Genomic DNA, 12,138 nt, shown 5'->3' with positions numbered 1-12,138 from the left:
GTTGATTACAGTATGACCAGTTGGCCTTCGATGGCGCCAGCCTGCTGCAGCGCCTCCAGGATCGCCATCAGGTCGCCGGGTGCCACCCCGACCTGGTTCACCGCCCGCACCAGATCATCCAGGGTCGCCCCGGTATCCAGCTTGAACATGCGCCCCTGCTCCTGCTGCACATTGATGGTGGAGTTGTTCGTCACCGCCGTCTGGCCACCCGAGAGCGGATTGGGCTGGGACACCTGCTGATTCTCCGCGATGGTGACCGTCAAGCCGCCGTGGCTGATGGCCGCCGGCTTGAGCCGCACCTGGCTGCCGATGACGATGGTGCCGGTACGGGAGTTGACGATGATCTTGGCCGCCTCGGTGGCCGGATCCACCTCCAGGTTCTCGATGGTGGCGAGATAGGAGACCCGCTGGCCCGGATCCCGCGGCGCATAGACCTTGACCGAGGTGGCATCGAGTGCCTGCGCGGTGTTGGGGCCGACCAGATCATTGACCACGTCGGCCAGCCGGCGCGCCGTGGTGAAGTCGGGACGATTCAGGTTGAAGGTGATGGTATCCCCCTGGCTGAAGGAGTTCGGAACCTCCCGCTCCACGGTGGCCCCGTTGGCGATGCGGCCGACGGTGGGCGTATTGACCACCACCTTGGAGCCGTCAGCCCCCTCGGCCCCTAGCCCGCCAACTACCAAGCTGCCCTGCGCTACGGCATAGACCCGGCCATCCAGCCCTTTCAGGAAGCTTTGCAGCAGGGTGCCGCCACGCAGGCTCTTGGCCTCACCGATGGCCGATACGGTCACATCTATGGTCTGTCCCGGTTTGGAAAAAGGGGGCAGATCGGCATGGATGGCCACCGGCGCCACGTCCTTGATCTTGGGCTTGATGTTGTCCGGCACCTTGATGCCGAAGTTGTTCAGCATGGTGCGAAACGTCTGCTCGGTGAAGGCGTTGCTCTTCTCACCCGTACCGGGCAGACCCACCACCAGGCCGTAGCCGATCAGCTGGTTGCTGCGCACCCCTTCCACCGAGCTGATGTCCTTGATCCGGGAGGCATGAGCCATCCCCAGGGGCAACAGGCAGCAAAACAGGGCAACAAGACGGAGCGACTTCATAACACCTCCTAGAGCGGCCACCAGGGACCATTGAAAAAGCTGGTGAGCCACCCCTGTTCCTGGCTGTTGGCCAGATCGCCGGTACCACCGTAATGGATGCGGGCATTGGCCACCTTCTGGGAGGAGACGCTGTTGTCCGTGGTCACATCCTCGGGGCGGATCATGCCGGTGATCCGGATATATTCATTGCCGTTGTTGAGCATGATCCACTTCTCGCCGCGCACCAGCAGGTTGCCGTTGGGCAGCACCTTGGCCACGCTGACGGAGATGTTGCCCTGCAGGCTGTTGCTCTGATCCGCCTTGGCCTGCCCCTTGAAAGCGCCATTCTGGCCAAGAGAGGCCGACAGATCATAGGGGCCGGCCGTTACCGGCACACCACCCAGCATCGCCGTGTTCATCGTCAGCTTGTTGTCCTTGCCGCTCTGGGTATTGGCCTTCTTGGAGGCAGAGGTGGACTCGGCCAGCTCGATGGTGATGATGTCGCCCACCTTGTGCGCCTTGATGTCCGAGTAGATGCCGTTGACCTGATCGGGCTGGAAAATCGCCCCGGTCGGTCTGACCGAGACCGGCTCCGACTCCCCGTAGACGGGGGCAAACTCGGGATCATCGGGCTTAGGGGTATTGGGGGTGCTGCTGCAGCCCCCCAACACCATCAGTCCCAGCATCCATATGGCTTTCATGGTGCGCCTCCTACTTATGTGCGCTGGATCAGGAAGGACATCATGCCGTCCACCGCCGAGAGAACCTTGGAGTTCATCTCGTACACCCGCTGGGCCTGGATCAGGTTGACCAGCTCTTCGGTCACGTTGACGTTGGAGGTCTCCAGCATGCCCTGCTTGATCACTCCAAGCCCGTCCGTGCCGGCCACCCCCTGAATGGGGGCACCGCTGGACTGGGTCTCGACGAACATGTTCTCCCCCATCGGCTGCAAGCCGGAGGCATTGACGAAGTCGCTGGTATTGATCTGGCCGATGACCTGGGAAGCCCCATCCCCCTTGAGCTGCACCGAGACCTGCCCATCTTCCCCTATGGTGACGCTCTGGGCGTTCTCGGGGATCTGGATTTCCGGCTGCAGCGGATAACCGTTGCCCGGCGTGACTATGGTCCCTTCATCGTTGAGGGTGAACTGGCCGTTGCGGGTATAGGCGGCGCTGCCGTCCGGCAGCTGGATTTCGAAGTAGCCGCGGCCGCTTATCATCAGATCCAGCGAGTTGTCGGTGGTCTGCACGTTGCCCTGGCTGTGGTTCTTCTGAGTGGCCACAACCTTGGCACCCGCCCCCAGCATCAGGCCGGAGGGGAGCTCGGTGTCGGCCGACGAACGACCGCCCGGCTGATTGATGTTTTGATAGAGCAGATCCTCGAAGATGGCCCGGGATTTTTTGTAACCCACGGTGCTGGCGTTCGCCAGGTTGTTCGAGGTAACCGAGATATTGGTCTGCTGTGCATCCAACCCGGTCTTGCTGATCCAGAGTGCAGGGTTCATGTAAAACTCCTTGGTTAGCTGATACGCAGCAGCTGGGTTTGGGCCTCGTCATTCTCTTCCGCGGTCTTCATGATTTTGACCTGGGTTTCGAACTGACGTTGCAAGCGAATAAGGTTGGTCATTTCATCGACCACGTTGACGTTGCTTCCCTCGAGGGAGCCGGCGATGAGGCCCACATTGGCCGACGCCGCTTCATTCTGGCCATCCTTGCGACGGAACAGGCCATCCTGCCCCTTCTCCACCGCATCGGCTGCCGGGTTGACCAGCTTGATGCGCTGGTACTCCTCCGGCAGGTTGGGGGCGGCCCCCTCCGGCCGGCCGCTGATGGTACCGTCCCGGTTGATTTCGATCTTCTCCATCGGCAGCGGCAGCACGATGGGCTGACCGCCATCGTCCACCACGTTCAGGCCGGTGGAGGTCTGCAGATTGCCGGTGGCACTGAGCTGCAGGTTGCCCATCCGGGTATAGGCTTCACCGCCCTTGGGATCCTGCACCGCAATCCAGCCCGGACCGTCGACGGCAACGTCAAGATCCCGACCCGTGGTCATCAGCATGCCGTGCTGCAGGTTCTGTCCCGGCCGCTCCGCCATGGCAAACACCCGGGTGGGCAGCCCTTCGCCAAACGCCTGCATGCTGCGCGCCTGCTCGAAGTCAGACTTGAAGCCGGTGGTGTTGGCGTTGGCCAGGTTGTTGCTTCGAACAGCCAGGCTGTTCATGCTCTCCTTGGCACCGGACATGGCGATGTATAGCAGGTGATCCATGGGATCCTCCGTCAAACTGATGACTCTGACAGAGGAACTGCAATTTGAATGCCAATCCCCATCAAGCTTGTCAGTTACCGCCGCTATCACCCGCAACAACAGCCAATAAAAAAGGGCGCCGAAGCGCCCCTTGTCGTGCATGCAACCAGACTTAACGGATCTGCAGTATGGTCTGCTGCAGGGAGCTGTTCACTTCCAGCGAACGGGAGTTGGCCTGGAAGTTGCGCTGCGCCGTGATGAGGTTGACCAGCTGGGAGGTCAAATCCACGTTGGATTGCTCCAGCGCAGAGGACTTGATGCTGCCCAGGGTACCCGAATTGGGGGTGCCCGGCAGCGCATCACCTGAGAGCAGAGACTGGCGCCAGGAGGTATCGCCGACCTGGGTCAATCCTTGCGAATTGGCGAACTTGGCAAGTGCCACCATGGCAACCTTCAACGTGGTCGCATTGCTGTAGGTCGCCGACACAATGCCGTCCGGCGTAATCTCGACCTTGGTCAGATTACCAACGGTGGCGCCATCCTGGGTCAGCTTGGTGACGTTGAAAGGCGAGCTGTATTGCGTCACGTCACCGAGACGGATCTCCAGTGTCTGGGTGGGATCGGCACCGTTGGTGATAATCCCGGCCGCAGTACCAAGCGTGACGGTTTTGATCGGATCTGCCGGAACGGTCAGCGCTGTATCCAGTTTGCCGCCGGAGGTAAAGGTCATCTGGACGCCGGTGGGGACGCCTGTGGCCGGGCTGGGTGAACCACCAGCGATGTCGATGGGCTTGTCCCCCTCATACATGTACATGCTCCAGGTACCCGGTGTCAGCGGCGTTCCCGGGGCAGCCGGATCCTCGTGGCGGACAAAATACTTGGTGATCACATGGGGGGCCCCCAGCGAATCATATATCGTCACGGAAGTTGAGTGGGCAAAGGTGGCGGAGTTGGTGTGATCAAACGCAGCCGGTGACGTCGGTTTGGTTTTCGACTCGATACTCAGGTTGAAACTGGCTTCCACCAGCTCGGTCATTTTGGGCTCACCCGCCCGATCCGGAATTTGAATCGGCTTGGTGGCGTTGATGCTGACCGCCTTGGGTGTCCCATCCGTGTTGATTTCATAACCTTGCAGATAGTTGCCCTGATTGTTGACCATATAGCTGTTTTCATTCAGCTTGAAGGCCCCAGCCCGGGTAAAGGTACGATCCAGGTTGGTCAGACCGTCCGACGTCACGAAGAAGCCGTTGCCCTGGATGGACAAATCAAGGGCGTTGTTGGTGAATTGCAGCGCCCCCTGATGGAATTGTTGTGCCACCGCCCCCGTTGCCACACCGTTGCCGACCTGGGTTTTGGCATTGACGAAGATGGAGTTGGCGTAGACGTCCGCAAACTCGGCACGAGACTCTTTAAAGCCCGTGGTATTGACGTTGGCAATGTTGTTGGCGGTAACGTTCAGATCTTTTTGTGCCGCGTTGACACCGCTCAAGGCATTGTTAAATGACATATCCAGCTCCTTAGATCGATGCTGTTGGCGTGGTGGTTGATGGTGTTTTCACCGTACCTGCAATCTGCAAGATACTGTTCAAGCTTGTTGTACCGAGGCCTTTCAAATTGAGCTGGGTCGGATTGCTTGCCGAACCCAGGATCACGCTGTCGACCTTGCCGTAGGCAAAGATCGGCACACTCTCCGACTTCCCGTCCACGGTACCGTTTGCCTTGAGGGTGTATTTGCCCTCTTTGGCCGGGTTTCCGTCCTTGTCCTTGCCATCCCATACAATCTCGACGTTGCCCTTCTGGTCACCTTCCAGAGGAAACTCCTTGATGACCTGTCCACTCTCGTCTTCGATGGTGATCTTGACGTTCGAATACTTGTTTTCTGTGCCCACTGCGACCACACCCGGCAAAGAACCATCTTTTTCCAGGTAGCCGACGTTGCTCTGCAGCAAGACGTTTTGCCCCACCAGTGCCGATGCCTGCAGCGCCTGGCTGGAGGTCATCAAGGTATTGAGGCTGCCAATCTGGTTCGACAGGCTGCTGATCCCCTGGGACGTCGACATGGACGTCATCTGGGAAAGCATCTGGGCGTTGTCCACCGGTTTGAACGGGTCCTGATAGGAGAGCTGCATGGTCAGCAGCTTCAGGAACGACTCCTGATCCAGCTCCTTCTTCGGAGTGGTGGTCGTGCCCGTGGTCTGGGTGGAGGTATAGCCAATACCGTTCACACCACTGGTTGTATCTGCCATTTATGCGTCCCCCTGTCAGGACTTGCCGAGGTTGAGCGTCTGCTGCAGCATCTTCTTGGCAGAATCGGCCACCTGCACGTTGGTTTGATAGCTGCGCGAGGCGTTGATCATGTCCGCCATCTCTTCCACCATGTTGACGTTTGGCTTGAAGATGAAGCCATCCTTGTCTGCCATGGGGTGGTTGGGGTTGTACTCCTTGAGCAGAGGGGCATCGCTCTCGACAATGCCCTTCACTTCAACCCCGGCCGACGCCTGTTTGTCCGACATGGCCTGATCCAGCTGGGCGGCAAAGATTGGCCGCCTGGCATGGTAAGTTTTTTCCACGCTGGAGCTGACGCTGTCGGCGTTGGCCATGTTGCTGGCTACCGTGTTGAGTCGAACAGACTGTGCACTCATGGCCGAGCCTGCAATGTCAAAGACCTTGAACAAACTCATCACTGTTCTCCTTTCAAGGCCTTCAGCAGGCCACTGATCTTGCTGTTCATAAATTCAAGGGAGGTCTGGTATTCAAGGCTGTTGCGCAAGAACTCGCTGCGTTCCTGCTGCACGTCCACCGTGTTGCCATCACCGGTATCCGGCTGCAGGGGATTGCGATACTGCGTCACGCCGGGCGCATCCATCTGCAGGGCAAAGTGCTTCTCGCTGGTCGTGGCAAGGCCGAAGCCCTGATGTTGCTGGGCCTCTTCCAATGCTTGCGAGAAGTTGATGTCTCTGGCCTTGAAGCCAGGGGTATCCGCGTTGGCAATGTTGCTGGACAACACCTCGGCACGCTTGGAGCGAACGCTCAGCGTGTATTGATGGATACCAAATGCCTTGTCGAATGAAATTGCCATAGCACACCTCCTGCTTGAGAAATTATTAGCAAAAGGTGTGCCAAGGAAGGATTTAAGCGGGGATCATTTAACCTTGTAGACGATGCCGGGGTTGCAGCGGATCATCTCGAACCTGTCGGTCAAACCGGCCAGCGACTCGGAAGCCCCCAACATCAGGTAGCCGCCAGGATTGAGGCTGGCTGCAAACTGGTTGAGGATCTTCGACTTCACTTCCGGGGCAAAGTAGATGAGTACGTTGCGACAGAAGATGATGTCAAACTTGCCAAGCAGGCTGTAGCTCTCCAGCAGGTTCAAGGGGCGGAAGGTGGTCAATTTTCTGACACGCTCCACCACCCGCATCTTGTTGTCACCATGGGGTTCGAAGAACAGCTTCTTACGCTCGGGCGACAGACCACGGGCCAGTGCCAGGCTGTCGTATACCCCCTCCTTGCACTGATTGAGCATGGTGGTCGAGATGTCCGTCCCCACGATCTGGACGCCACCTGGCAAGGTGCCGGGCTTCTTCATCTGCTGTTCCAGCGCCGTCATGGCGATGGAATAGGGCTCCTGTCCGGAGGAAGAGGCCGCAGACCAGATCTTGATGGGCCGACCGCTCTTGCCCAGTTCGGGAAAGATCTTGTCGGTCAGCAGCTGGAAGGGATAGGTATCGCGGAACCACAGGGTCTCGTTGGTGGTCATGGCATCAACCACTGCCATTTTCAGGTCACGCTCACGCACACTCATCGCTCGAGTAACCAGATCAGACAGACTCTCAATACCAAACTGAGTCATCAAGGGTGAAAGCCGACTCTTGACCAGATACTGTTTGTTGTCACCCAGCACGATTCCGCTCTGTACCGCCAGAAAATTGCTGAATTGTTTGTATAAGTCGTCCGAAAGTGTCTTCATGCAGTTTGTTCTTCTTGATTAGAGTGCGCCTTGTACGGCCTTGGCCAATTCATCCGGCTGGAATTTGGCAATGAAATTGTTCGCACCAACTTTCTGCACCATGGCCTGATTGAACACCCCACTGAGGGATGTGTGCAGAATAACATGTAAGTCCTTGAGATTGGGATTGTTGCGGATCTCTGCCGTGAAAGTATATCCATCCATCTCCGGCATCTCGATGTCCGAAATCACCAGGGCGATCTGATCCTTGATGGGACCGTTTTTGGACATCTCCAGCAACATGTTGAGCGCTTCGCGTCCATCCTTGGCCAGCACGCACTGTACCCCGATGGCTTCGAGGGCGCGCTGCACCTGCTTGCGGGCCACAGAAGAGTCATCGGCCACCAGCACCGGACGTCCCAGGGTCGGGTGTTCTACGCTGGCCTCCACCAGCTCCTGGCTCACTTCGGTCGACACCGGCGAAATCTCGTTGAGGATGCGCTCCACGTCCAGGATCTCGACCAGCTCCCCATCCACCTCGGTGACGGCCGTCATGTAGTTGATGCGCCCAGCCCCTTTCGGCGGTGGCAAGATGGATTCCCAGTTCATGTTGATGATGCGCTCGACCGAGTGCACCAGAAAGCCCTGAATGGAGCGGTTGTATTCAGAAATGATGATGAAACACTTGGTCAGATCCTCGATAGGACGCTTGCCCATCGCCATGCTCAGATCGATGACGGAGATCGTCTGGCCACGAATGTGGGCCACCCCGCGAATGCAGGAGTTGAGCTTGGGCATGACGGTCAAGGGAGGACACTGCAACACTTCACGAACCTTGAATACGTTGATGCCAAATCTTTGACGTCCGTTGAGACGAAACAACAACAATTCCAGCCGGTTTTGCCCCACCAGCTGGGTACGTTGGTTGACCGAGTCCAGGATACTGGCCATAAACACTCCCTAAAAACGCTTGGCATTAATCATGCATGCGTGTTGGCTTGCGTCAGACTGTCGATGTCACTACGAACGAATTCTGAAGCAAGCATAGTTAAATATGGTGATATACGTGAACAACTTATCGGCCTGCGAGCGAAAATGATTAGTAGACTTTTCCTCACCTTACTGCTGTTTTGCGGCATTTCTCACGCCACAGCATCCGAGGTGACCAGTTACTTGCAAGAAAAGGCGCAGGAATTTGTGCTCGGCCAGCTCGATGTCCCCCTCGACGCCCAGGCACAGGTGCAGGCCGCTTCCATCGATGAACGTCTGCCCCTGAGTCGCTGCGAAGAGCATCTGTCCATCACCCTTCCCGCCAAGATGGAGATCCGCCGCAATACCACCGTCTACCTCAAATGTGAGGAGGAGAAACCCTGGGATCTCTACCTGCCGGTGCGCATCAGCATACAGAAGCCGTATGTGACCGTCTCCACGCCGGTGGCCAAGGGCGACATCCTCAGCGAGAGCGTGCTGACGCAGGCTTACCAGGATCAGACCCTGATCCGCGGCGACTATCTCAGCGATACCACGGCCCTCATCGGCGTTCGCAGCAAACGGGAACTCAAGCCGGGCCAGCCCATCCGGCTCAGCCAGGTCTGCGTCGTCTGCAAGGGTGACCAGGTGACCCTCAGCGCAGAAAATAGCAGCATGCAAATCAAAACCATGGCCCGAGCCTTGCAAGATGGCAGCTTCGGAGACATGATCAGGCTCGTCAATATCCGGTCAGGCAAAACGGTGCAGGGAAAAGTCAACGCAGTTGGCTCCGTGGTGGTCACCTTCTGAGTATTTTCGGATCACTTTTTTCTAAAGTTATGACGGCAGCCACCGATAAACAGGTAAGCGAACAGCAAAGCAGGCGAAGGTAAACACTATGGCTATTAACAATATCAACAACTTGGCGAACAATCGGTTGCAAAATACCGGTAGCAGCCAGGGTGCCAGCACCAAACCAGCGACCTCGTCCTCCGACAACCGTGCGGCGGCCGTCAAGACCGACTCCGTCTCTCTGACCAGCGAGGCGCAGCAATTGCAACAGATGCAGAAGAACCTCAACTCAGCCTCCACCGGCAATGAAAGCCGGGTCGAGAGCCTGAAGAAAGCCGTGGCCAATGGTGAATATCGGGTCGACAGCGAAGCTGTGGCCAAGAAGATGTTCAGTTTTGAATCCAACCTCGACAAGTTGCTGGGATGATGGATTTACCTTCGCTGCTGCACACCCAAGACGACTACCTCTCCCAGATGCAGGGCTTGCTGGAGGAGGAGTTCAACCTGCTCAAGCAGCACCAGGCACTGGCGCTGCCCGAGCTGGCAGAGCGCAAGCAGAAGCTGCTTGCCGATATTGAAGAGCTGGACAAGGCCATGGCCCTGCTGCCCGACCTGAAACAGCAACTGAATGCCTATCCCGAGCAGATGCGGGTACTGCGTGAGAAACTCGATGCCTGCCAGGAACAGAACGATCTGAACGGGCGCCTGCTCGAGCTCAGCATCGTCTCCAACCGCCGGCTGGCCAGCTACCTGAGCAAGCTGCGGGATCGCAACTCCCTGACCTATGACGCCAAGGGCAATACCCGCTCCGGTACCCGCTCCATCGGCATCAAGGCCTGACCTCCCCCGTTACGACGACAGGCTGCCCCGCAGCACAACCATCCCCCTTCTCTTTTTTACAGCGCCAGCTGCAACAGCACTTCGCTGTCCGCACAGGCGTGAATGCCAAGCAACCCATCCTCGTAGCGGCCATAACTTGCCGCCAGGTTGCCGCGTGGAAAACAGATGGATCCCGGGTTCATCAACACCAGCTCCCCTTCCCGCTGCAGCACGGGCAGATGAGTGTGGCCGCTGATGAACAGACTGCCGGCAGGCAGCGGCACCGCTGCAGGCTGATAGAGATGCCCATGACTGACGAACCAGCGCCGGCCATCCACCAGCAGCTGGTTGTAAGGGGCGGTGATGGGGAAATCCAGCAGCATCTGATCCACTTCCGAATCACAGTTGCCACGCACCGCCATGATGCGGGAGGCCAGCCCGTTGAGCCGCTCGGCCACGGCCGCGGGAGCATAGCCAGGTGGCACCGGGTTACGCGGGCCGTGATTGAGCAGATCACCGAGCAGCAGATAGTGATCCGGCTGCCAGGGGGCAAGCTGGTCGAGCACCTGCTCCAGCGAGCTCAGGCTGCCGTGCAGGTCGGAAAGAATGGCAATCTTCATGGCAAGCTCCTTACTGCTGGCTGAAGTAGAGATCCTTGGTGGCGATCGCCCCCTTCAGGTTCTGCACCGGCAGGCCGCGCAGGGTGGGATCCACCAGTCGCATCTGGTTGTAGTGATAGACGGGAATGACCGGCATCTCGTCCATCAGCAACTGCTCGGCCTGGTGGTAGATCCCGCTCCTGGCATTGCCATCCAGGGTATCGGCCGCCTGTTGCAGCAGGCCGTCGAAGGCGGGGTTGCAGTAACCGCTCTCGTTCTGGGGATCCTGGCAGCGGAAGCTGTTGAGCATGGCTGAGGGCTCCACGTAATCCCCGAACAGGAAGGATCGGGCCAGCATGAAATCGCCGCTGTCTTTGGCCACCTGATAGGCATTCCACTCCATGTTGTTGAGCGTCACTTCGACCCCCAGCGGCTTCCACATGGCTGCGACGGCCAGCGCCAGCTTCTTGTGATTCTCAGAGGTGTTGTAGGTGAGCGTCAACTTGAGGGGATGTTGGCTGTCATAGCCCGCCTGGGCCAGCAGCGCCGCCGCCTTAGCCAACCGGGTCGGCTGATCCTGCAGGGCCAGGGGGGAACTCAGCGCCTCATAGCCCGGCATGCCGGGCAGCAACGACCAGGCGGGTTGCTCACCCTGCCCGCTGACCTTCTCGGTCAACAGGTGACGATCGATGGTCATGGCCAGTGCCTGGCGCACCCGCACGTCCTGCAGCTCGGGGCGGCGCAGGTTGAAGGTGTAGAGGTAGGTGCCCAGCAGCGGCAGACCCCAGATCCGCTCGGGGGTTGCCTCCCTGGTTTTCTGGTAATACTCCAGCGCCACCTTGTTGGTGAGCTGGATCTCCCCCGCCTCGTAGCGCAGCCGCTCGGCATGCTGGGAGGCGAGCGGCAGATAGGTCACCCGCTGGATCCGGGTATGGGCATCATCCCAGTACTGCACGTTGCGCTCCGCCTCGATGCGCTCGTTCGGTACCCAGTTCACCAGCTTGTAGGCGCCGTTGCTGACCAGCTTGCCGGGCTGGGTCCACTGCTTGCCGAACTGGCTGATGGCCTTCTCGTTGACCGGCACGAAGGGGCGTTGGCTTATCAGTTGCAGGAAGTAGGGAATCGGCCGCTCCAGCGTCACTTTCAGGATCTGCTCGCTCTCGGCTTCCACCCCCAGGGTGTTGAGATCGAGCGCACCGGCGTAGATGGACTGGGCATTGTTGATGCCGGTTGCCAGTAGCAGGCCGGCAGAGGGGGAAGCCTGGGCGGGGTCCAGCAGACGACGCCAGGCATAGACGAAATCGGTGGCGGTGAGCGGCTCGCCGTTGGACCACTTGAGCTGCGGGCGCAGGAAGAAACGCCAGACCAGTCCGTCTGCACTGGTCTCCCAGCGCTGGGCCTGGGCCGGTACGATCCGGCCCTGACCATCCTCGCTCACCAACCCTTCAAACAGGTCCACCAGCACCACTTCACCGGGGAAGCCGGAGCGGATCTGGGCCGGGTCGAGGGATTCGGGCTCGGCGCCATTGCCCTTGACCAGGGTCTGGCGATCCGACAATGCGGGATCCTGGGATACCGTGGTCGCCTGCAGCGGCGGGGTCAGCAGCAGCCCCAGCAGCAAGGGGGAGAGCCAGCGTGGTGCCGGCCGGCGTACTAAGCGGTAAACCATGACATAAACCTCGTTCAA

General features: G+C 58.9%; 15 protein-coding genes. 3 read left to right on the top strand and 12 right to left on the bottom strand.

From position 1 onward, the window contains the following. Positions 1-5: 5 nt before the first annotated feature. The 10 genes from G5134_RS12605 to G5134_RS12560 form a co-directional block, all read right to left on the bottom strand. On the bottom strand, positions 6-1,103 hold the full coding sequence (locus tag G5134_RS12605; protein ID WP_010633466.1) for a flagellar basal body P-ring protein FlgI: 1,098 nt from the start codon (positions 1,101-1,103) through the stop codon (positions 6-8). Between the two features lie 8 nt (positions 1,104-1,111). Then, positions 1,112-1,783, bottom strand: coding sequence for a flagellar basal body L-ring protein FlgH (gene flgH, locus G5134_RS12600; RefSeq protein WP_005302761.1), 672 nt, complete (start codon positions 1,781-1,783; stop codon positions 1,112-1,114). A gap of 14 nt (positions 1,784-1,797) precedes the next feature. Then, positions 1,798-2,586 carry a flagellar basal-body rod protein FlgG gene (gene flgG / locus G5134_RS12595; protein ID WP_005302762.1) on the bottom strand — a complete coding sequence of 263 codons (789 nt, stop codon included), beginning with the start codon at positions 2,584-2,586 and terminating at the stop codon, positions 1,798-1,800. A gap of 14 nt (positions 2,587-2,600) precedes the next feature. Continuing rightward, positions 2,601-3,347 (bottom strand): flagellar basal-body rod protein FlgF, encoded by a 747-nt coding sequence (flgF, locus tag G5134_RS12590; protein WP_005302763.1) that lies wholly within the window; start codon positions 3,345-3,347, stop codon positions 2,601-2,603. A 151-nt stretch (positions 3,348-3,498) separates the two neighbouring features. Beyond that, the gene (gene flgE / locus G5134_RS12585) at positions 3,499-4,833 is read right to left on the bottom strand and encodes a flagellar hook protein FlgE (RefSeq protein WP_065017000.1); all 1,335 of its coding nucleotides are present in this window, start codon (positions 4,831-4,833) and stop codon (positions 3,499-3,501) included. Positions 4,834-4,843: 10 nt separating this feature from the next. Beyond that, a complete protein-coding gene (locus G5134_RS12580; protein WP_017765626.1) occupies positions 4,844-5,572 on the bottom strand; it encodes a flagellar hook assembly protein FlgD in 729 nt (242 codons plus the stop codon). Positions 5,573-5,587: 15 nt separating this feature from the next. Then, positions 5,588-6,007 carry a flagellar basal body rod protein FlgC gene (flgC, locus tag G5134_RS12575; protein WP_005302766.1) on the bottom strand — a complete coding sequence of 140 codons (420 nt, stop codon included), beginning with the start codon at positions 6,005-6,007 and terminating at the stop codon, positions 5,588-5,590. After that, on the bottom strand, positions 6,007-6,405 hold the full coding sequence (flgB, locus tag G5134_RS12570; RefSeq protein ID WP_005302767.1) for a flagellar basal body rod protein FlgB: 399 nt from the start codon (positions 6,403-6,405) through the stop codon (positions 6,007-6,009). The genes flgC and flgB overlap by 1 nt, the downstream gene beginning before the upstream one ends. Positions 6,406-6,468: 63 nt before the next feature. Then, positions 6,469-7,293 (bottom strand): CheR family methyltransferase, encoded by an 825-nt coding sequence (locus G5134_RS12565; protein ID WP_005302768.1) that lies wholly within the window; start codon positions 7,291-7,293, stop codon positions 6,469-6,471. A gap of 18 nt (positions 7,294-7,311) precedes the next feature. Then, positions 7,312-8,223, bottom strand: a complete 912-nt coding sequence (locus tag G5134_RS12560; RefSeq protein ID WP_005302769.1) for a chemotaxis protein CheV — start codon at positions 8,221-8,223, stop codon at positions 7,312-7,314. A 222-nt stretch (positions 8,224-8,445) separates the two neighbouring features. On the opposite strand from G5134_RS12560, the gene flgA reads away from it, so the two are divergent. The 3 genes from flgA to G5134_RS12545 all read left to right on the top strand — a co-directional run bounded on the left by flgA (position 8,446) and on the right by G5134_RS12545 (position 9,873). Beyond that, complete coding sequence (gene flgA, locus G5134_RS12555; protein WP_010633464.1) at positions 8,446-9,051, top strand: flagellar basal body P-ring formation chaperone FlgA; 606 nt, start codon at positions 8,446-8,448, stop codon at positions 9,049-9,051. Positions 9,052-9,139: 88 nt separating this feature from the next. Then, a complete protein-coding gene (gene flgM, locus G5134_RS12550) occupies positions 9,140-9,460 on the top strand; it encodes a flagellar biosynthesis anti-sigma factor FlgM (RefSeq protein WP_005302771.1) in 321 nt (106 codons plus the stop codon). Further along, positions 9,457-9,873, top strand: coding sequence for a flagella synthesis protein FlgN (locus G5134_RS12545; RefSeq protein WP_010633463.1), 417 nt, complete (start codon positions 9,457-9,459; stop codon positions 9,871-9,873). Before flgM ends, G5134_RS12545 begins: the two co-directional genes overlap by 4 nt. Before the next feature lie 56 nt (positions 9,874-9,929). Here G5134_RS12545 and yfcE read toward each other — a convergent pair whose 3' ends face one another. Together yfcE and G5134_RS12535 are read right to left on the bottom strand one after the other, a co-directional pair. Then, positions 9,930-10,472: a phosphodiesterase gene (gene yfcE, locus G5134_RS12540; protein WP_065016999.1), complete on the bottom strand. Its 543-nt coding sequence runs from the start codon at positions 10,470-10,472 to the stop codon at positions 9,930-9,932. Positions 10,473-10,482: 10 nt separating this feature from the next. Further along, positions 10,483-12,120 carry a peptide ABC transporter substrate-binding protein gene (locus tag G5134_RS12535; RefSeq protein WP_065016998.1) on the bottom strand — a complete coding sequence of 546 codons (1,638 nt, stop codon included), beginning with the start codon at positions 12,118-12,120 and terminating at the stop codon, positions 10,483-10,485. Positions 12,121-12,138: the final 18 nt, after the last annotated feature.

This window comes from Aeromonas sp. 600276, from assembly GCF_049175815.1.
Classification (GTDB): domain Bacteria; phylum Pseudomonadota; class Gammaproteobacteria; order Enterobacterales; family Aeromonadaceae; genus Aeromonas; species Aeromonas dhakensis.
Note: the sequence above shows the minus strand (reverse complement) of the source record. Positions and strands in the feature narration are given on the sequence as shown.